This window comes from Streptodolium elevatio (assembly GCF_040649515.1).
GTDB lineage: Bacteria > Actinomycetota > Actinomycetes > Streptomycetales > Streptomycetaceae > Yinghuangia > Yinghuangia elevatio.
The window spans coordinates 21214-42028 of record NZ_JBEZFP010000063.1 but is presented as its reverse complement, the minus strand read 5'-3'; the positions used below and the strand labels follow the sequence as shown (position 1 = coordinate 42028).

The window sequence follows — 20815 nt, the reverse complement described above, 5'->3', positions numbered from 1 at the left end:
GGGCCGCCGCGGAACCCGTCGGCGGGCCGCCCGGTTCAGCGCGGGTCGTTGGCCGACGGATGGAATTTGGGAATGCGGACGCGCACCTTGGTCCCGGCTCCGGGCGCGGTCTCGACGACGATCCCGTAGACGTCGCCGTACACCTGCCGGAGCCGCTCGTCGACGTTGCGCAGCCCGATCCCGGCGCCCGACCCCCCGCCCCGGACCGGTGGTTCGCCCCTGCTCGGGCCGGCGGACAGCTCCGCCCCCGCCGAGCCGGGCCGGGTCGGCGGGGGGCCGCCGGCCAGGACGGCCGCCAACGCCGCGGGCTCCATGCCGACACCGTCGTCCTCGACACATATCCAGGCCTCGGTTCCCTTGTCCTCGGCGGTGATGACCAGGTGCCCCGGACCGGGGCTGCGTTCGAGTCCGTGCCGCACGGCGTTCTCCACGAGGGGTTGCAGGCAGAGGAACGGCACGACCACCGGCAGCACTTCGGGGGCGATGCGCAGCGACACCGACAGCCGGTCGCCGAACCGGGCGCGTTCCAGCAGCAAGTAGCGGTCGACGCAGCGCAGTTCCTCGGCCAGTGAGGTGAAGCTTCCGTGCTGGCGGAACGAGTAGCGGGTGAATTCGGCGAACTCGACGATCAGTTCACGGGCGCGCTCGGGGTCGGTGCGTACGAAGGAGGCGATCGCGGTCAGCGAGTTGTAGATGAAGTGCGGCGATATCTGCGCCCGCAGCGCGCGGACCTCGGCGTCCGCGAGGGCCGCCCGGGAGCGGTCCAGTTCGGCGAGTTCCAACTGCGTCGAGATCCACCGCCCCACCTCGCCCGCCGCGCGCACCAGCCCGGTCGAGGCATGCGGCGCGAACACCGCGAACACCCCTTCGACCCGGTCAGACACCACGAGCGGCACCACCACCGCGTGCTGCAAGGGGCACTCCGAGACCCCGCATTCGACCTGGTCGGGGCCCAGCACGGTGACCCGGCCCGGCCGGGACGTACGCTCCGACCCGGCGCGTACCGCCGCCGCGTGGCCGTGGTCGCCGCCCGTCGTGGGCCCCTCCCACGCCAGGACCTCGCCGTCGCTGCGGCACAGCGCCAGCGCCGGAACGCCGAGGAGGGCGCGCAGGTGCCGGGCCGAGCGTCTCGCGGAATCGGCGGTCAGCCCGGCCCGCAGCAGCGGCGCGGCCTGGGAGGCGTGGTGCAGGGTCTCGAACGTGGCCCGCTCCGTCGCGGTGCCCAGATGCCGCCGGCCGCGCGACGCCCACACGGCGAAACCCGCCCCCAGGACCAGCGGACCCGCGATGACCAGGACCGCGAGCGGCACAGCGGAGGACCGCAACATGCGCGCGACGCTACACCCGGTACGCGGGCGGCGGGCAGCGCCCGCCGGCCGCCGCCTGCCTCAGGTCCCGAGGGTCGTGAGGTGTTCCTCGACCTTCGGCCACTCGGCCCGCAGGACGCTGTAGAAGATGGCGTCGCGGCGGCGCCCGCCGGGCATGTAGTTGAAGCTCCGCAGGGTGCCTTCCTCCACCGCGCCGATGTTGCGGAGGCCGCGGCGCGCCTGCTCGTTGAGGATGTCGGTCTTGAACTCGACGCGTTCCGCGCCCAGATCCTCGAACGCGTGTTGCAGGAGAAGGTACTTGGCCCAGCGGTTGACGCCCTGGCCGCGGAAGTCCCGCCCGAGCCAGGACCAGCCGATCTCCAGCCGGGCGTCCGCCTCCGCCATGTTGCCGTAGCTCATGCTGCCGGCGATGCGGCCGGAGGCCTTGTCGGTCACGATGAAGACCACGCGCCGGCCGGCCGCCTGGTCCGCCAGGCAGGTGTCGAAGAACAGCTTGAAGTCCTCTTCGTTCTCCACGGCCGAGACGAAGTACCGCCAGATGTCCGGGTCCATGGCGACGGCCCGTAGGCCCTCGCGATCGGCCTCGGTGACCGGCTGGAGCCGCACGTGGTCGTTCTCCAGGACCGCGGGTGCCTTCGTTGCCCAGGTCATGTGTCAGGCTCCGTTGCTCACGTGCCGGGACAGGGCCTTGGTGACGTCGCGGAGGGTGCGCATGTCCGCGAGGTCGTCCTCGGTGAAGTGGGCGAGGTCGACCCCGGTAGCCTCGCACAACTCGGTCAGGAACAGGACCTTGTTGAGCGAGGTCAGCGCATAGGAGCCGACCATGTCGGCGTCGAGGTCGAGGGTCCCCGGCTCGACGTCGTGGGTCAGGACGGCGGAGAACTGTTCGCGGGCCGCGGTTTCCACGTCAGCGGGCATGGATTCCCTCCTCGGGGTTGTGGACGGCCTGGCGGTAGGCGTCCAGGATCTGCTGCCGTTTCGGCTTGTACTGCGAGGTGAGCAGGCCGTTCTCGATGCTGAACGGCGGGTCGGCGACGACGGCCCGGCTGATCCGCTCGTCGGCGGTCACGGCCGCGTTGATGGCGTCCAGGCACGCGGCGACCGCCTTCGGGTCGATGTCCGGCGAGGCCGGCGACACCACCGCCACCAGGTCGGTCTGCCCGGGGCAGAACAGCACGCACTCGGCGATCGCCGGATCGGCCTTCATGCGCTCCTCGATCGGCCGCACGACGACCTTCTTGCCGTTGTCGAGCACGATCACGTCGTCGGCGCGCCCGCGGATGAACAGGAAGCCGTCCTCGTCCAGGTGTCCGAGGTCGCCGGTGCGGACGGTGCCGTCCGGGCCGAACACCCGTTCCGAGTCACCGGGCTTGGCGTACATGTAGTGGTCGTTCACCGGGTGGTCGCTGCGCACGCTGACGACGCCGTGCTCGTCGATCAACACCTCCTTGCCGCGCAGCACTTGGCCGACGCTGCCCTCGCGGTGCGCCGCCGGGTGATTCTTGGTCACGATGCACGTCTCGTTGAGGCCGTATCCCTCGTAGATGGGCAGGCCGGCCTCGGTGAAGAAACGCAGCACGGCCGGCGCCGCGGGGGCGGAGCCGGTCCACAGGTAGCGGATGCGGTCGCCGAAGACGGCCCGCGCCTCCTGCCGCAGGACGTCAGCGCCGGTGCCGCCGGTGCCGCCGGACTCGCCGGAGTCGCCGGAGTCGCCGGAGTCGCCGGTCCGGCGGACGCGGGCCTCGATCTGCCGTTTGGCCGTCTCGTAGAACGCCGGTACGCCCATCACCACGGTCGGCCGCACCCGGCGCAGGGCCGCGAAGGCCGCCTCGTACGTGCTGACCGTGACGTCGTGGCCGTACAGCAGCGCCGAGTAGATCCAGTACCGCTGCTGGAGCAGGGACAGCGGCAGGAACACGAACAGGTCGTCGCCCGGCCCGTGTTCGAAGATCTCCTGGACGGCCAGCAGCGAGCTGTCGATGCTGCCCGCGGTGGCGCCCAGCCCCTTCGGCTCGCCGGTGCTGCCGGACGTGAACTTGACCGTGGTCACGTCCTTTGGCGCCCAGGTGACCGGCGGCAGCGGCGACAGTTCGCCGGCGTCCCGGCGCGACGAGCAGGCCGCGACCTCGCTCATCGGCACGATGCCGCCGCTCTCGCCCGGGTCCAGGTGGTCGGTGGACTCCGCCGTCTCGGTGGACCGGTCGGTGAACAGCAGCCGGATGCCGTAGCGCCGCATCAGCCCGGCGCCGGGCACGAACTTGCCCGGTTCCAGCCCCGCGGTCTGCACCTTGAGCCGCAGCGCGGCCAGGTCCAGCAGCACCCACTCCAGACTGTTCGCCGCCAGGATGCCGATCCGGTCGCCGGGCCGGACGCCCTGCTCCAGCAGCCAGTGCGCCACACGGCCGGACCGCTCGTACAACTCGTGCAGCGTGATGCTCTGCGTGCCGAGCAGACTGGCCACCGAGATCCGGCCGCCGGAGGGGCCGGCCGCGACGAGTTTGCCGAGCGTCTCGTCCGTCATCCGTCCGCCCCCCGGGCATCCGCGGCGGCTCGCGCGGCCGGCTCGTCGGACAGCGTCGCGGGCTTGAAGAACACCGCGTCGGCGAGCCGGATCTCGCTGCCTTGCGGCACCAGCTCGACGGTGTCCGGCCAGGCCGTGGGCTCCGGCAGCCCGAGCGCGGCGGCCAGTCGGCCGGCGAAGCGGGGCATCACCGGGGTCGCGGCATGCGCGAGCAGCCGGGCCGCGGCCAGCTCCAGCGCGACGGCGGTACGCGTCTCGTTCTGCCAGTACGCGCTTTGCGCCGTCAGGGCCTCCCGCCGCGAGAAGCGCAGTGTGTCGTCGACCAGCCCGTCGAGTTCGGCCGCGGCCTGGTTCAGCGAGAACCCCTCGCTGCCCAGCGCGGCGGTGACGGCCGCCAGGCGGGTGCCGAGCCTCGCCAGGAACGCGGAGTGCTCGGGGGTCCAGTTCCCGGCGTCCGGCGCCTTGCCGTCGTAGTGCTTGGCGACCCGGCAGCCGAGGTCGTTGAGCCAGTGCTGCCAGGTGCCGATCAGCGTGTCCCGCAGCGCCGCGTCGTACGCCGGGCGCCGGAAGTCGGTGCGCTCGGCCTCGGGGCGGTTGCGGGAGAGGAAGTACCGGACGGCGTCCACCGAGTCCGGGGTCAGGATCTCCTTGCCCCAGATCGCGTGCCGCCGACTCGTGGAGAACTTGGCGCCGTCCAGCAGGTAGAACTCGTTGACGTGGTAGTCGATGTCCGGCGACCAGTCGGGGTGGGCGAGCTGGTACAGCACCGGGTAGAGCACCGAGTGGTAGAAGCTGTTGTCGTAGCCGAAGAAGTGCACGATCTTCCAGTCCGCGCCCGGCTCGTCGGCCTGCCACGCGCGGCCGAGCCGGCCGCCCAGCGCCTGGATGCCGTACAGGAAGCCGTACGACATCTCCGGCCACACCCAGATCACCTGGCCGTCGACGTCGGTCTCGGCCGGCGGCACCCCCCACGACGACGGGTGCGTGAGGGGGATGTCCAGCTCGGGCCGGGCGAACAGGCGGTCGGCCAACTCCCGCAGCCGGGCCGGGACCCGGCCGAGGCGGTGGTGCGCGGCGACGTCGTCCCGGAACACGTGCAGCGGCAGGGACCAGCGGGCGAGCGGCGCGCGGCGCGGCTCGGCCGGGGAGATCCTGGACTGCGGCGCCTCGAGGTCCGCCACGGTGTTGGGCTCGCCGCAGTCCTCGCAGATATTGCCGCCGGTCGGCGCGCCGCAGCCCGGGCAGTCCCCGCTGACGTCCACCTCGTAGAGGTACTGGCCGCTCTCGGCGTCGAACAGCGCGTCCTTCGCGGCAATCGAGGCCCATCCCGAGGCGACCATCCGGGAGAAGAAGTCGCGTAGGCCCTCGCGGTACCCCGGGTCGACGTTCGTCACGGTGTACTGGTCGAGGGGTATGTCCATCAGCGCGAGCGTCTCGGCGATCTCGGCGCTGTAGTGGGCCGCGGTTTCGGCCGGCTCGCGACCCTCCTTGCGGGCGCAGGCGATCACGTAGCTCTGGTAGTCGTCGCTGCCCGTCAGGTGCCATGCCTCGGTGCCGTTCATCCGCTGGAACCGGACGAACGCGTCGGCGCCCAGGTAGGGCCCGGACAGGTGTCCGAGGTGGAGATCGCCGTTGGGCGTGGGCGGCGTGGAGAAGACGAACACCGGGCGGTCGCCGAACGCCATGCGCTCCTGGTTGCCGGCGGAGGTGAGGGCCCGCCCGGAGTCCCGCCAGTACTGGGTGAGGAAGACCAGGTCGGTGTCGCCGGTGTTCTCCAGCACATGCGACTCGAAGGGTTCGAACAGGGCGAGCGTGCCCGGCCGGGCGTCGTACCGGCGGCCGTCCACGACGAACTGGCCGCGGCCCTCGACGATGACGAAGAACTCGGTCTCGTCGTGCTGGTGGCTCGTCGACGCCTGGCCCGGGGCGACGCGGCCCCAACCGGCCCCCACGCCCAGTCCGTCGATGTCGCTCATGCGGATGCCGAAGGCCGCATGAAGGGTCTCGGCGTCGTACCGGTCGTAGATCATGTCGCGATCTGCCTTTCGGGTCGGGAGACTTCGGCGGTCTCGGGGGAGTCCTTGGCGAGCAGCCGTACGGTCGCCGCGGCGATCGCCGGCGCGAAGCGATAGCCGGACCCGCTCGCCGCGCCCGCGAACACCACGCGCCCGTCGTCGGTGACCGGGCGCACGATCGGGATCCCGCCGGGGGCGTACGCGTCGCAGAAGACCCGGCCCGACACGGCGCGGTCGACCAGCCCGGGCGCGTAACGGCCGAGCACATCGAGGGCCTGGTCGCGGTTGGCCGCGGTCAGGGCGGGGTCGACGGTGTCGGGGTGCACACCCCATTCGGGGCACGTGTAGCTGAACAGCCAGTGCCCGCGGTGCCGGTAGGGCAGCAGGAAGGCGTCCTCGTCGTGGAAGACCACCGCTCCGTCCCGCTCGGACACGGGGTGCTCCACGTGCAGCGCGACGATCTTCTTCACCCGGGCGCCCAGCGGCTCGACGAGGTGCCGCCAGGCGGGGGCCGCGAGCCAGGGACCGGGAGCCAGCACCGCCCGGTCCGCGGCCACGGTGTCGCCGGTGCCCAGGGTGAGGCGTACGCCGTCCCCGTCCGACGCCACAGCGGTCACGGTGACGCCCTCGAGGAATTGCGCCGACGGCCGCAGTTCGGCGGCGAGTGCCTGGGTGAGCGCCGCCACGTCCGCGTACTGGCAGCCGTCCCCGGCCCACGCGGCCGCGCCTGCCGGCAGGGCGGTCCCGTCCGGCAGGACCGCGGCGCCGCCGACGCGCCGCAGGTTCGCCTCGGGCAGGTAGACCTCCCGCACCGCCGGCTCCGACGTCTCGGGGGCCACCACCGTCATGCCGAGCCGGTGGATCGGCAAGTCGGGTCGTGCGGCCGTGAGTTCGGCGTAGTAGCGCTGGCTCTCGGCGGCCATGGCGCGCGTCTCGGGTGTGGCGCCGCGCGGGAAGTGCAGACCGGCCGACCGGCGGGTGGCCCCGCCGGCGACGAGGTCGCGGTCGAGGACCGTCACCGCGGCCCCCGGGTCCGTGGCCAGGATCTCCCGCGCGATCAGGCACCCGAGCACCCCCGCGCCGACCACCGCGATCCCGGTGCCGTGCGTCGCGTTCACGGCGCGCTCCCCGGCTGCGGGCCGGGCTTGGTCGACCACTCGATGAACGACGGCAGCTGCTCGGTGCTCGACTCGCGGCTCAGCCGGTCGGCGATGCGGCGGCTGCGCCAGGCGTTGAGGCTGAGGTTGGGGTCGGCGAGCCCGCGTTGGTTGCGTGCCGCGTTCTGCACGAACACCCGGCGGTCGTCCGGCCCGTCCCAGTACACGGCGTAGTCCTCGTCGATGCGCAGTTCGTCGCCGTCGCGCTCCAGCCGGTGCGCGATCGGCTCCAGGAAGTCCATCCGGGTGGGCCGGAACCCGGTCGCCCAGATGACCACCTCGGCCTCGAAGACCTCGGTCGCCTCGTTGTTGTCGTTGTGCCGCGCGGACACCTGCCAGTCGCCGTACAGGCCGGGGCTGACGTCGAACACCTCGCGGTTGGGGTACAGGCCGACCAGGTCGACGTTGCCGTCGACGAAGCGGTGCAGATACGTGCGCTGGTAGATCTCGCGCAGTGTGCTGAGCGATATGCCGTCGCTGGTCAGGACGTGTTGGCGGTTGAAGGCCTCGCGGGACTCGCGCTCCAGGCCGAAGAAGTAGTCCGAGTGCGAGGGCATGTAGTAGTCGTTGGTGAACGGTGAATCGTCGATGGGGAAGTAGTTGCCGCGCCGGGAGATCCACGAGACCCGGCGGGGCAGCGCGCTGCCGTGCTGGGAGATCATGTCGAGGAACGCCTCGGCCCCGGACTGCCCGCCGCCGATGACCACCACGCGCTTCCCGCCCAGTGTTCCGGACGTGTGCACATAGTCGCTGACGTGGAACTGCTTGGGCCCCAGCTTGTCGCAGAGCTGCGCTGGGACGTGCGGCTCACTGCCGATGCCCACCACCACGTTGTCCGCGGTGACGGTCCGGCGGTCGGTGCGCACCCGGAACACGCGGTCGAACGTGACCTCGCGCACGGCCTCGCCGAACACCACGTTCTCGTTGCTACGGCTGGCCCAGGCAAGGTAGTTGCGGAACTCCGCGCGCGGGACGGCGTCGAACTGGGCGTTCAGGAAGTGGTAGAGCCGCCCGTTCTGGTGCAGGTACGCCAGGAACGTGAACGGGTTCTTGGGGTCGGCGAGCGTCACCAGGTCCTTGAACAGCGAGACCTGGAGCGCGTTTCCGGGCATCTGCTGGCCGTCGTGCCAGGTGAAGGACTGCTTCCGGTCCAGGAACAGGTTGCTCACGTCGGGCCGGCCGTACAGCAGTGACGCCAGGCTCAGGTTGGCCGGACCCACGCCCACGCCCAGGCATGTGTAGTGCGTGGGACCGGATCGTTCGGGCTCGTGCGCCATTTGGGCCTCTCCTTCGGGCGGATCGCCGCGCTCGATGGGGTGGGACGGATCGGTACGGAGGTCCGCGGGCGGCCGGCCGTGGGCGGCTGCGCTCCCAGGATCACGGCGTGCCTCCCGGTGCGTCGGGAAGCGAGTCGTCGAAGGTGCCGCGGATGCCGTGGCCGCCCAGGAAGTCCAGCCACCGGGCGGCCTCGTCGGCCGATTCGGCCGCGCGGTTCAGACCGGCCGGGAGGGCCGAGTCGAGGACGCGGGTCACGCCGAGGGCGAGCGGCACCGACACGCATCGGGCCATGGCGCTCTCCTCCGCGTCGCCGGTCAGGTCGAGCAAATGGGCTCCGCGCCAGCGGGTACGGCCGTCGGTGCCCCGGACTTCCAGTTCGACGGAGAGCACCACCCGGTCCCGGTCCGCCTCGGTGGTCGGGTAGCGGTCGGCAAGTTCCTTGGCCAGTGCGCGGATACGGGTCTCGTCGCCGGTCGTGACGGTCTCGAAGACGTCGCGCCACGCGGCACGCCAGCCCGCGTTGCGGAGCGTGCCGCGGATGAACGTGGTGGCCCGCCACGCCTGCGGCAGCGCGTACTGGGCGAGGAACGGCAGGCTGTCGCGGTTGGGGTAGACCTCGAACTCCTCCCCGGCGAGCACCAGCGACCGCGTGGCCTGCCAGGGATGCCGCGCGGTGCGGGGGCCGCCCTCGTCGATGTACTGCGCGGGCGAGCCGAGCGCGGCAAGCACCCCGTAGGGCGCCCAGCTGAACCGGTAGCGGAAGTCGTCGGGTTCGGCGGGGATGCCGCCGCAGTACGAGGTGAAGGCCACGGACGCCGCGCCGTCGCCGGCCTCGCGGCGGGCCCGGTCCACGAGCACATGGGCCATCAGGTGGTCGATGCCGGGGTCGAGGCCGGCCTCGGTCAGCACCACGAGGCCGGCCTCGGCCGCGACCGCGGCCTGCTCGCTCAGCGCCTCGGTGGTGTAGCTCGTGCAGGCGAAGTGGGCGCCGCGCGCGACGGCGAGGCGCAGCAGGCCGGTGTGCTCGGCGGCCGGCAGCATGGAGACCACCACGTCGCCCGCCTTGACCTCGGCTTCGAGGGCGCCCGGTTCGAGGCCGCGCACGTCGGCGCGGTCGGTGAGTCCGAGCGCCGCGAGGCGTGCCGCGGCGCGTTCGGCGGTACGGTCCCACAGCACCACGCGCTCGGCGTGGTCGCAGACCAGTCCGAGGCCGGTCCGGCCGGTGGACAGCCCGGTCCCGATCCAGTGGACGGTGCCGCTCGCGGGGGCGGTTCGGTCACCGGACATGCGCGTCCTCCTGGGATTCGGCCGAGGATGCGGCCTGGGTATGGGTCCGGGATTCGCTCCCGGACTCGCTCCGGGATTCGTTGCGGGACTCGGTTCCGGAACCGGCTGCCGCCCGTACGAACTCGCCCAGGCAGCGGGCCCACGCGGGATCGTCGGAACCGATGCTCGCGAGCACCGGCCACAGGTCCGCGGAGAACGCCCTGGCGGCCTCCACGGGAAGCAGCGAGGGAAGGTTGTCGATCGCCACGAGGTCGACCGGGCGCCCGCCGTCCCGCAGCCGCCGGACCGGGTGCTCCCAGTCGGTGACCGCGTCGTACACGGGCAGGACGTTGCACTCCGACCCGACGTCGCAGGTGACGTCCGCGATCACGGAGAGGCGGCGTCCGGGGGCGTCGAGGTCGGCGGGGCGCAGGAACGGCGGCACCGGGTGGGTCGTCAGGACGGTGTTGACGAGGATGTCGGCGTCGAGGAGGGCGTCCCGGTCAAGGTCGCGGGTCTCCGCCAAGTCCCAGCGCAGCGGGCTGACTCCGGCGGTTTCCAGGGCGTCGCAGGCACCGCGCCCGCTCCGGCCCAGGGCCCCGATCACGAGGGCGTCGCCGTCGGCCACGCCTCCGGTCCCGTCCCCGGCACCGGCCCGGAGCCGGGCGTCCAGTTCCTCCCGGTCCAGTGAGCGCAGCGGCACTTCGAGCGTGCCGCGCCGGTGCAGCACGGCAAGTGCCGCGCCCACGTACCCCGCCCAATAGCCGAACGCGGCCAGACGCCGACCGCCGCCGTCGGTCAGGTACTCCAGATCGAGGAGCGCACCCCCGCCCGCCGTGAACCGGGCCAGCAGTTCGCGGGCGCCGGACTGGCCCTTGTAGGCGTGCCCGAAGTAGATGTGACGGTGCCGCAACTCCGCCGGCTCGCCGGGTAGTTCCTTGAGTCCGAGGATGTACGTGCCGTCCGGCGCCGTCGGCCAGCCGCCCGCCGGCGCTGTGTCGCACCCCGCGTCCGCGTAGTCGGCAAGCGGGAAAACCCGCTGGGGCGACTCCTCGACGGTGATCCGGACACCCCGGTCGACCAGGCGTGCGGCGTCCTCGGGTACGAGCGGCGCGCGGCGTTCGGTGGCGCGCGACTCGCACCGCATCCATAAGTGCGTCGCCACGGGCACCGGAGCTGCCGTCGCAATCGGGTGCGTCAACCTTGCCTGCCTTCGGGTGGGGGGGATTGGGCGGCGGTGCGGTCTCCGGCAGGCCGTCAGCCACCTCGGTCGGCCCGGCGCATGTCGAGGCCGTCGGCGATCGCCAGGCGCAGGACGTCGGTCGCGCCTTCGTAGATGCGCAGCGACCGGATCTGCCGGTAGAGGCGTTCGGTGACGCCGCCGCGGACCACGCCGGCCGCGCCGAACAGCTGCACGGACGCGTCGACGATCTCCTGGGCCGCCTCGGTGGCGTACACCTTGGCGATGCTGGAGTGCCGGGCGAACCCGCGGCTGCCCTGGTCGCACTCCCAGGCGGCCCGTGCCACCAGGAGGGAGGCGGCGTTCAGGCGGATGTCGGTGTCCGCGAGCTTCGCCTTCACGAGTTGGAGGTCGAAGAGCGTGCGGCCGTACGCCTCCCGGCCGCGGGTGTGCGCGAGTGCGGCGTCCGCGGCCCGCCGGGCGAACCCGACGGCCGCCGCGCCGACCGTCATCCGGAAGCGGTCGAGCAGGTCCATGGCGACGACGAAGCCGCGGCCCTTCCTGCCGAGCAGGGCTTCGTCCGGGACCGGGCAGTCGTCGAAGTGCACGTGCCCGAAGGAGCGCGGCGCGATGGCGTCGAGCCGCTCCACGCGCAGGCCGGGGGTGTCCGCGGGCACCAGGAAGGCGGACAGGCCCAGCGGTCCCGGTCCTTCGCCGGTGCGGGCGATCACGACGAACAGGTCGGCGATGGTGGCGTGGGCGATCCACGCCTTGCGGCCGGCCAGCACGTAGCCGCCGTCCGCGGCGCGCCGGGCGGTCAGTCCGACCGCGGCGACCTCCGAGCCGGCCTCCTTCTCCGAGACGGCGAACGCGCCGATCAGGGTGCCGTTCGCCATGCCGGGCAGGTAGCGGGCCTGCTGCTCCTTGTCGCCGTACCGGATGACCGGCGTGGCGGACAGGGACTGGATGGAGTAGGCGAAGTCCGCCAGGTCCTCGGCGTAGGCCAGGGCCTCGCGCGTCAGGCAGACCGCGCGGAAGTCCCAGGGCAGGTCGGGCGACGCCGCGGACGGGTCCAGGCCGGACAACCAGCCTTCCTCGCCCAGGAGCCGGACCAGGCGGCGGCCCGCCTCGTCCGGCGGCATCCGGCGCACGGTCTCCCACAGTTCGCCGTAGATGTCGCACCAGACGCCGATCTGCTGCGCGAGACGACGGTGTCCGTCGTCGTAGAAAGGAAGCCCGAGAACCTCCGGGTCGTGACTGGTGTTCAGGTCCACTGCGGCGCTCCCTGCGGCTGTCCCTGCGGACGACGGGCCGGATCGCGGCGCGGCCCTGCCGGGCCGTGGCATCGCGTCATGGCCCCAGCACCGCCCTGGCGATCGCGTCCGCGTCCTCGAGGATCACCGAGCCGACCCCGGGGCGGATGCCGGCGGCCGTCGCCCAGTGCACGAACTCGGTGGGCACCCCGTAGGCGAAGCAGCGCGGGTGAGGTGTCCCGGAGGCGTCCACCACGCGGTACGGGCGCGGCGTCACCTCCACGCCGCCGGTCTCGTACGCGTCACCGTCCGGATCGGGGATGCGGTACGGCCGGCACTGGCCGGTCGCCTGCATGTGCCGCAACAGGGCGTTGGTGGTGCGGCGCAGGTCCGTGTCGGGGATGCGCGCCTCGATGAGCGTGGTGGCGGGCACCTCCGAGCCGGGGATCGCCGCCGAGCCGATGAGGAAGCCCTCGCCCGCGGGACCGGACCGCACCCGGGTGCCCGGCCCCACCACGCGGAGCAGGCCACACTCCATCAGCGCGGTCATCTCCTCGATGCGGGACAGCGGCGGACCGATGGAGAGGTACGCGTTGAGCGGCGTGAACCAGCCCGCCACCTCGTCGCGGTAGGAACTGCCGGTGATCCCGGCGTGGTCGATCGCGAGCCGGACCTCGTTGCGCATGTCGCGCAGCACGTCCAGAGCGGCTTTGAGCGGGTTGTCCACATTGCCGCCGCGGGCGTTCCGGACGTCCTCGCGCAGGTGACCCACCAGCCATCGGCCGAATTCCTCCTGATGGGTGAACACCCGGTTCCCCCAGGGGCGTTCCACCCGCGACCAGTCCCATTCGTCGGCCGTCCGGAGGCCGTGCCGGCGCAGCACGCCGGTGCGTTCGGCCGGTTCGGCGGCCACGTACTCGGCCAGGAACCGGTCGGCCGTGGGCCGGTCGGTCCGCCCGGCGACAAGCGCGTGGTGGTAGACGGACCGGACTTCGGCGTCCAGGAGCGGCCACACGTGCCGCTTGAACGTCGCGTTCGGCGTGGCGCGGATCCGGGCGATGGCGTCGAGGGTCAGGAACAGCGGCTCGTGGCGGCCCGCCGCGCCCTTCTGGTTCTCGCCGCGGGCCTGGTAGGGCACGCCGCGGCGGGACCCCGCGTACAGGACGGGCTCCTGTCCGGAGGGGAGGTAGTGCAGGCCGTCGGGGCCGGAAACGTACTTGCCGCCCCGGCCCTCGGTCAGCAGGGCGAGCACGTCGAAGAACGCCAGCCCGAGCCCGCGGATGCCGACGGTCTCGCCGACCCCGATGCCGTCGAGGTCGAGGTCGGCGGGGTTGCCCGGGCGGATGTAGCGCAGCCCGTGCCGCCCGGCGTACGCCGCCAACCGCATTTCCTCGGAGGTGGGTTCGTTGGCGCCGTGGCCGAGCGTGAGGACCACCGCGTCCAGGCCCGCCAGCAACGTGCCGTCGTCGAGCGTGACGCACTGCCCGCTCGCGTCCTGGTTCAGCGCTATGGCGGTGCCCCGGTGGACCAGGATGCGGACGGAGTCGGGGGCGGTGGACTTGATGCGGCCGAGGACCCATTCGAGGTACCGGCCGAACTGGGCGCGCGAGGGGTAGTCGTCGGGACCGAGCCGCTCCGCGCCCGCCCAGATGTTCCCGGCGCCGAACTCCACCGGTTGGAGCCAGTCGTACAGGCTCGGCCCCGGCCGGATCGGCCCGGCGCAGTTGACGCTGGTGTCGGTGAACTGGCTGATCTGCGATGTCACGGTGTTCATGAGCAGGTGGTGGGACTGCCGGGTACGCCAGGTGCGCCCGGCCCCCGGCGGATACGGGTCCACCACGTGGATCGACAGCCGGCGCTCGCCGCTGTGGTTCGCACACAACCGCTCGAGGACCGCGAGGCCGCGTGGACCGGCGCCCACGACGCAGATTGCCTTGGCCGGTCGAGACACGGTCACTCCTCCTTCAATCGGTCCGCTCGCCGCGAGACGAGCGCCGGGACAATGTCGAGCCGAGTGCTACTTCTCCGACTTGCGCCGCGCGGCTTCCTCGGCGAACTGGCCGAAGGTCATCGTCGACAGCGTCTCCATCTCGTCGTCCGAGAATTCGATGCCGAATTCGTCGAGCTGCATCACCAATTCGGCGAGCGAGAGCGACTCCAATTCGAGTCCGCCGTCGCCCAGTGGCGTTTCGTCGGTCAGTGCGTCCACTTCGAAATGCATGCTGCGTAGTGCGTCGACCATGACTTCCCGAAGATCGGTGGGCATTTGGTGAACCTCCTGTGAGGGGTGCGGGGCGGTACGTGTGGCTCGGTGGCGACCAGGCGGCGGTTCGGCGGCGCACCGGGGGGCGGAGACGGGCCCGGTGATCGGCCCGGCGATCGGCCCGCTGACGGGCGACGCCCCGACGGGTCGCGTCAGACGTCGATCTCGACGTCCGTGAGCGGGTAGGCGACACAGCTGTGTGCGAATCCGAACTTCGTGTCGGCCATGCGGAGTTTGGCCTCCTGGGCGTGGAAGACCTCGCCGGAGCAGACCCGGACCCGGCACAGCGAGCACTCGCCGGAGCGGCACGACGGCTCCTGGGGGATGCCGTTGTCCTCCAGTGCCTCGAGCATGTTCTGGCCGCGCGGCATGGCGAACGTCTTGCGGCCGCGGACCGTGACGGACACCGTGCCGGCCGGGTCGAGGTCCGCGGGCCAGCGCGGGTCGTCGCCCGGCTGCACCGCGACGCTGTTGTCCTCGTACCGGATGCGCCGGCGCGGGTGCCCGAGCGCGGTCAACTCGTCGATCAGGAACTCGTATTTGCCCGGTGGGCCGCACAGGTAGGTCATCCGGCCGGCCAGCGGGCCCACCAGGGAGGTGATCAGTTTCCCGTCGAGCGGCGTGACCGCCCCGGTCCAGTCCGGGCCGGGCTGGGCGATGACGTGGTGCACGGTCAGGCCGGGGAGCCGGTCGGCCAGTTCGTCCAGTTCCTCGCGGAAGATGACGTCGTCGGCGCGGCGGGAGCCGTACACCAGGGTCATCCGGCGGGCCAGGTTGTTGTCGGCGATGTCCTTGATCATGCTCATCGCCGGGGCGACACCGGATCCGCCGGCCAGGAAGACGAGGTCGTCGCCGTGGTACAGCGGGTCGTGGAAGAACGTGCCGATCGGCCCGCCGCTGGTGAAGCGGTCCCCGGCCTCGGTGGTGTCGAGCAGGTGGTTGCTGACCCGTCCGCCGGGCAGCCGGCGCACCGTCAGGTCGTAGTGCTCGCGGGCGTTGGGCGACGACGAGATGGAGAACGCGCGGCTCGTCCGGACGTCGCCGACCTGGACGTGCAGGTTGATGTACTGCCCCGCGAGGAACGGCGGCAGCGGCCCGCCGCCGGTCTTGCGCAGCCTGAAGGTCTTGGTGGTGACGGTCTCGTCGACGACCTCGGCGACGGTGAGGTCCAGCCGGCGCGGATGGAGCGGTTCCAGGTCGCCCCAGGCGTCCGCCGGGTGGTCCACCTCCCCGGCTTCCTCCCGCCGCCGCATCGCGGCGAGCACGTCGTCGGCCCCGTCGAACAACAGGGCCAGCGGATTGGCTGTCATATCCGACTCCGTTCTGGGGTTACATGGACAAGATCCGCTGGCACACCCGGGCCGCCATGACGATCATCGAGTTGTAGCCGCCCGCGCCGGTCCAGTTGCTGATGCAGACCAGGCCCGGCACGTTCGGCGCCAGATCCTCGTTGCGGAACAGCCAGCTGTCCGAGATGTCCTGGTCGAAGCCGTAGATGGTGCCGGCGGGCTGGCTGAGATAGCGCTTGAAGGTGAGCGGTGTGGAGACCTCGGCCTCCTCGATCACGTCCCGCACGCCGGGGGCGATGGCCTTGAGCAGTTCGAGCTGGGACTGCGCGTACGCGAACTTCGTCCTGGCGTACTCCTCCGGCGCCAGGGCCTCCCACGGTGCGCCGTAGTGCAGCGAGGCGAGTGCGACCTGCGAGGCGCCGGGTGGCGCGTAGCCGGTCGGCCGGACGTCGTAGCAGGTCGCGACCAGGTACCGGGCGGGCTCCAGGGTGCGGTTGGCCCGGTCGAGGTTGCCCTCGTCGAGGTCGGCGGTGATGAAGCTCGTCGAGGTCAGGAAGCCGAGTTCGGCGGCCGGCGCGTCCAGCCCGAGGTAGAGCACCGTCGCGGACGGGCCGAGGGCCCGGCCCCGCAGGTCCTTGAGCACCCGGTCGGGCACCACGCCGTCGTCGAGCATCCGCGTGTACGTCGTCACGGTGGGTGCGTTGGAGATCACCATCCTCGACGAGATCTCCGTGCCGTCGGCCAGCCGCACGCCGGCCGCCGCGCCCCCGCGGGTGACGATCTTCGACACGTCGGTGTTGAACTTGACCTCGCCGCCGGCCTCCAGGAAGGACGCCAGCATGGCCGAGGACATGGACATGCTGCCGCCGACCACCTGGTAGGGCTTGTACTCGATGTACAGGGTCAGCAGCCGGGCCAGGTCCATGAACGCGCACACCGACGCCGTCTGGCCGTTGTAGCTCCAGTACGAGGCCAGCACGTGCTTCAACCGCTCGTCGGTGAAGAACTCGTCCAGCACCGCCTGGAACGACTTCAACCCGTAGCGGCGTACGTCGGACATGCCCGACAGCCACTCGATCTGCTCCTGCATCTTGTGCAGGTTCGCGCGGGCGACCAGCTGCCAGACGCCGGTGTCCCGGACCAGTTCCATGAAGCGCGTCAGCTGGGCGCGGTTGCCGGGGTAGTGGCTGTCGAGCGTGTCGACGACGCCCTGCCAGTCGGCCGGCAGCGTCACGTCCAGGACACCGGGGACGACCGTGCGGTAGAGGTCGTCGTCGACGACGAACTCCAGCCGCTTCGTGACGTCCAGCATGTCGAAGACGGCACGCAGCGGGCCGTTGCCGCCCTCGTCGCCCATGCCGGCCAGCTGGTGCAGCGACACCTCGAACTCGAACCGGCCGCGGACGAACGAATGCGCCGCCCCGCCCGGGACGTTGTGGCGCTCCAGCAGGAGCGTCCGCCTGCCGCCGCGCTGCATGGTGGCCGCCGCACTCAGCCCGGCGTTGCCGGCGCCGATGACGATCACGTCGTAGTCGGTCATTGCCTTCCTTCCTCGGGGGACCGCGGCGGCGCCGGAGGCCGCCGGTCGTGGTGCGGTCCGGGTCAGCGGCAGCCCTCGACCAGCGCGCCGGCCTGCTCGCGCACGATGCGCTTGAGGACCTTGCCGGTGATGCCGACCGGGATCTTGTCGTCGGAGACGATGACCGCGCCGGCCACCTCGGGCAGCCCGTGCTTGGCCAGCGCGGCGTTGATCCAGGCCGTCGGGTCCTCGGGCGAGGCGGCGTCCGCGGCGAGGGTCACCAGCGCGTACGTCTCCGCGACGCCCTCGTCCTCCCAGCCGAACCGCACGCCCTCGTCCGCCAGTCCGACCACCGTGACGTCGTGGATCTCGGCGTACTCGGAGAGCAGCAGCTCCTCGGTGTACGCGCTGAACACCCAGCCGTCCTTGGAGCGGATGGCGTCCGACGTGCGGTCCAGGTGGTAGAAGGTGTTCCCGGGGTCGCGGTAGACCAGGTCCCCGGTCAGGAAGTAGCCGCCCAGCCACTGCTGGTGCCAGCGGACGTTGTCGTTCCAGAAGCCGGGGGTGAGCGACTTCGACCGCACGCCGAGGCGGCCCACCTCTCCGGGCGGGAGCACCTCGCCGTCCTCGGACAGCGCGACCGCCTCCGCGAACCGCATCGGACGGCCGATGCAGCGGCCGACGTTCTCCCCGCCGATGCGGTGCACGTAGTCGAAGAGCACGTAGCCCATCTCGGTCGAGCCGAACATGTCGATGAAGATCGCGCCGGGCATGATGTGCTGCTTGAGGTCCCGGCCGGTGTAGGGGCTCCGGCCCTTCGCCAACAGCTTCTGGATGTGCACCTTGTGTGCCGCGTCGCCGGACGCGTAGTACGCCGCGACGCACGACAGGTCGCGGTCCGTCAGGTCCTCGGCCGCCATCTCGGCGAAGGTGTGGGTGAAGCCGAAGACGATGACCGGGCGGTGCTTCTCGATCCCGTCGAGGACGGCCTTGCCGCTGGGGTCGGTGTAGTGCACCACCGGCGCGCCCAGCAGCAGCCCGAGCAGGGTGTTGGACATCGCCGATACGTGGTGGCCCGGAAGTGCCAGAAGACGCTTGCGGATGCTGCAGTCCTGGCCGTCCGAAAGCCGGCTGAGCGCGCCGTGGAACAGCGTCTCGTGGGTGTGGTACGCCGACTTCGGGATGCCCGTGGTGCCCGAGGAGTGCGAGATCAGGATCGGGTCGACGCGGGTGTGCCGGAACGGGAACTTGGCCGGCAGGTGCGCGCGGTGCGCGGGCGTGATGTCGGACTGCATGGCGACGAACTTCGGTGCCGGGTCGTCGTCGACGTGCGTCAGCAGCCCCTTGTGCCAGGGCTCGCGCGTCATGATGCCGGTCACCTGCTGGCGGCGGATGTACTCGCGGCGCACCTCGGCCGGCATGTGCGCGCTCACCAGCGACGCGACCGCGCCGAGGCTGGTCAGTGCCATCAGGTTGATCGCGAAGTCGGTGATCGAGGTGGACACGATGGCGACCGCGTCCTTGGCCCGCACCCCGGCCTGGCGGTAGAAGCCGGCGTACGTCTCGACGACCTCGTGCAGGTCGCCGAGGGTCAGGACCTCGGGGTAGTCGCCGGCGGGCGACTGCCAGGTGCCGTCCAGCCAGAGGACCTGCTCGTCGAGGGACCGCCCGTATTCGGGAAGCCGGTGCACCACGTTGCCCGCACCGAGGGAGCGGTCGGCGAGGATCTTCCGGCGGAGTTCGTCACTGATCAGCATTGCGCAATCTCCAATCGTCCGAGCGTTGGGCGGTTCGGTTCCGCGTCGGACCCGGCTCCGACGTGCCCGCGCCGGCTCGCGAGCGGTCGCGGGCGGCGCGGCTGGGGCGTTGCGGCGGTCGCCGTCCCCGGGAAGCGCCAGGTATGGGGACGGTCGGGCGTGGCGGCGCCCCGCACCACCACCGCCGTGATCACCGGTACGGAGGACCGGGGTGGGGTGAACCGGTCGGTGCGGGCGGACCACTCCCGCGCACCACCGGTGCCGGCGCCGATGCCGAGGAGTGCGCAGTGGCGCGCGCCCGGCGGCCGGTGCAGCCGCACGTCGCCGGCGCCCTTGGCGAGCCCGCGCCCGGTCGCCTTGACCGCGGCCTCCAGCAGGGTCCACGCCGACAGGAACACCTCGGGGTCGTCGATGTCCCCCAGCGCGGCGGTGTCCGGGTAGAACGTGCGCAGGACCCGGCCGGGGGACTTGACGGGACGTACGGCCTCGACATCCGCGCCGACCGGGCCCCCGCGGCTCATCGCGACCAGCAGCACGCCTGCCGACCGCGACCAACTCACGTGCATTCCGGGGTGGTTCGGCAGAACCGGGCGTCCGTTCGGGGCAGCGGCGACCGGCAGGTCCGCGGGGGACCCGCCGAGCACGTGGGCGAGCACGCGGCGGACGGCCGAGCGGGAGCGGACGTACGTGACCGCCGACGCGGGGCGCAGGCGAGCGGCCCGGCGGGACTCCTCCGGCGACAGGTCGCCGCGGCACGCCGCGTCGTCCCATACGTCGTCGGCCCCGTGCAGGTCGATCAGCCAGCTCTCCGCGCCACCGGTCATGCCCCCTCGCCTCCGGCCGCGTCCACCCGGAAGACCTGCGGCGCAACCGCGGTCCGGGAGCCCAGCAGGTGCATGTCGCCGTGCGCCGGGCGCATCACCGCCACCGCCACGGTGCGTTCGCGGCGGATGTCGCCGTTGTCCGGCACGAAGATCGGCGGGGTCGACAGCAGGTCCAGGTGGTCCTGCGGCGAAGCCGTCTCCGGCAGGGCGTTCAGCCGCACCCCGCACGCCTCCAGGCGGCGCAGCGAGCCGTTCTTGGCGAAGACGTTCAGCTCGTCGAACGGCATGAACTCCCGGTGCAGGAAGTGGTTGGTGTGCAGCAGGCGGCCACCCTCGACCACCTGCATGCGCCCGTCCAGGAACTCGGCGTACGCGGCACCGCGCCGGTCGCACAGCATCAGCGACCGGGAACTCGCCAGCTTCAGCCCGCGCAGGACCTCCAGGCCCTCCGCCACCGACCCGGCGCTGTCCAGCACGTGCCGGACCGCGAGGTAAGGCGGTATCCCGGCACGCCATTTGCCGCCCAGGACGAGGTTGATGCCGACGGCGAGGCCGTCGCTGTTCATCCCGAGGTAGCCGAGCAGGCCGCCGAAGCTCAGCACCAGGACCTCGCGCCGCGCCCCGGCCTTGCGGACCGAGAGGACGCCGGCCTGGTCGTCGAGGTTGCCGTTGAGGTCGACGGTCTGCGCCAGCACGGTGTTCGGCGGGTTCTTCGCCACCCGCGCGTACGTGGTGCAGTCGCCCTGCGGGCGGCTGGTGCTGCGGTAGCCGACGATCTCCCGGCGCATCTGCAGCAGCAACGCCTCCGGATGGCTGATGCCGGCGCCCTCCGCCAGACCGCGGATCTCCTCGGCGAGGTCGGGGGTGGCCGCCTCGATCTCGGTCCGGAACGCCGAGATCATCGGCAGCAGCGCGGCCGTCGAAATCCGGTTGTCCAGAAGATGGTTCATCCGGGCGAGCCCGTCGTCGAGGAAGGCGTGCAGCGCCGCGGCGCGGGCCGCGCCGTGCTGCCGCCCGAGCTCGAAGGGGTCGCCGGCCAGCTTCAGGAACGGTGCCGGGGCGAGGGCACCCGGCACGTCGCCCTGGCCGCCGGGGCGGGGGGCGTACGGCGCGTCGAGCGGTCGGGCGGGGTTGTCCGTCTCGACCCCTGGCACCATGCGACACC

At 72.0% G+C, this 20815-nt stretch carries 17 protein-coding genes; all 17 read right to left on the bottom strand.

The genetic code is table 11. The annotated features are described in order from the left end of the window. Positions 1-35: 35 nt before the first annotated feature. Entirely contained in the window at positions 36-1328 is a 1293-nt protein-coding gene (locus AB0C36_RS23385) for a sensor histidine kinase (RefSeq protein ID WP_358356958.1), read from the bottom strand. 60 nt (positions 1329-1388) lie between these two features. Continuing rightward, positions 1389-1979, bottom strand: coding sequence for a GNAT family N-acetyltransferase (locus AB0C36_RS23380; RefSeq protein WP_358356956.1), 591 nt, complete (start codon positions 1977-1979; stop codon positions 1389-1391). A gap of 3 nt (positions 1980-1982) precedes the next feature. After that, entirely contained in the window at positions 1983-2246 is a 264-nt protein-coding gene (locus AB0C36_RS23375; RefSeq protein ID WP_358356954.1) for an acyl carrier protein, read from the bottom strand. Then, on the bottom strand, positions 2236-3849 hold the full coding sequence (locus AB0C36_RS23370) for an AMP-binding protein (protein ID WP_358356952.1): 1614 nt from the start codon (positions 3847-3849) through the stop codon (positions 2236-2238). Before AB0C36_RS23370 ends, AB0C36_RS23375 begins: the two co-directional genes overlap by 11 nt. After that, positions 3846-5879, bottom strand: coding sequence for a class I tRNA ligase family protein (locus AB0C36_RS23365; protein ID WP_358356950.1), 2034 nt, complete (start codon positions 5877-5879; stop codon positions 3846-3848). Before AB0C36_RS23365 ends, AB0C36_RS23370 begins: the two co-directional genes overlap by 4 nt. Next, positions 5876-6982: an NAD(P)/FAD-dependent oxidoreductase gene (locus AB0C36_RS23360; RefSeq protein WP_358356948.1), complete on the bottom strand. Its 1107-nt coding sequence runs from the start codon at positions 6980-6982 to the stop codon at positions 5876-5878. Before AB0C36_RS23360 ends, AB0C36_RS23365 begins: the two co-directional genes overlap by 4 nt. Continuing rightward, entirely contained in the window at positions 6979-8298 is a 1320-nt protein-coding gene (locus AB0C36_RS23355) for a lysine N(6)-hydroxylase/L-ornithine N(5)-oxygenase family protein (protein ID WP_358356946.1), read from the bottom strand. The genes AB0C36_RS23360 and AB0C36_RS23355 overlap by 4 nt, the downstream gene beginning before the upstream one ends. Before the next feature lie 100 nt (positions 8299-8398). After that, the gene (locus tag AB0C36_RS23350; RefSeq protein WP_358356945.1) at positions 8399-9586 is read right to left on the bottom strand and encodes a saccharopine dehydrogenase C-terminal domain-containing protein; all 1188 of its coding nucleotides are present in this window, start codon (positions 9584-9586) and stop codon (positions 8399-8401) included. After that, entirely contained in the window at positions 9576-10712 is a 1137-nt protein-coding gene (locus tag AB0C36_RS23345; protein WP_358356943.1) for a saccharopine dehydrogenase, read from the bottom strand. Before AB0C36_RS23345 ends, AB0C36_RS23350 begins: the two co-directional genes overlap by 11 nt. 110 nt (positions 10713-10822) lie before the next feature. Next, positions 10823-12013, bottom strand: a complete 1191-nt coding sequence (locus AB0C36_RS23340; protein WP_435839105.1) for an acyl-CoA dehydrogenase family protein — start codon at positions 12011-12013, stop codon at positions 10823-10825. Positions 12014-12095: 82 nt separating this feature from the next. Next, a complete protein-coding gene (locus AB0C36_RS23335; protein ID WP_358356939.1) occupies positions 12096-13949 on the bottom strand; it encodes an FAD/NAD(P)-binding protein in 1854 nt (617 codons plus the stop codon). 66 nt (positions 13950-14015) lie between these two features. After that, positions 14016-14264 carry an acyl carrier protein gene (locus AB0C36_RS23330; protein ID WP_358356937.1) on the bottom strand — a complete coding sequence of 83 codons (249 nt, stop codon included), beginning with the start codon at positions 14262-14264 and terminating at the stop codon, positions 14016-14018. A gap of 149 nt (positions 14265-14413) precedes the next feature. Then, positions 14414-15571, bottom strand: coding sequence for a 2Fe-2S iron-sulfur cluster-binding protein (locus tag AB0C36_RS23325; RefSeq protein WP_358356935.1), 1158 nt, complete (start codon positions 15569-15571; stop codon positions 14414-14416). A gap of 19 nt (positions 15572-15590) precedes the next feature. Further along, positions 15591-17090 (bottom strand): phytoene desaturase family protein, encoded by a 1500-nt coding sequence (locus AB0C36_RS23320; protein ID WP_358356933.1) that lies wholly within the window; start codon positions 17088-17090, stop codon positions 15591-15593. 62 nt (positions 17091-17152) lie between these two features. After that, positions 17153-18826 (bottom strand): class I adenylate-forming enzyme family protein, encoded by a 1674-nt coding sequence (locus AB0C36_RS23315; protein ID WP_358356931.1) that lies wholly within the window; start codon positions 18824-18826, stop codon positions 17153-17155. Beyond that, positions 18820-19650: a 4'-phosphopantetheinyl transferase family protein gene (locus AB0C36_RS23310; protein ID WP_358356929.1), complete on the bottom strand. Its 831-nt coding sequence runs from the start codon at positions 19648-19650 to the stop codon at positions 18820-18822. Before AB0C36_RS23310 ends, AB0C36_RS23315 begins: the two co-directional genes overlap by 7 nt. After that, a complete protein-coding gene (locus AB0C36_RS23305) occupies positions 19647-20807 on the bottom strand; it encodes a C45 family autoproteolytic acyltransferase/hydrolase (RefSeq protein WP_358356928.1) in 1161 nt (386 codons plus the stop codon). The genes AB0C36_RS23310 and AB0C36_RS23305 overlap by 4 nt, the downstream gene beginning before the upstream one ends. Positions 20808-20815: the final 8 nt, after the last annotated feature.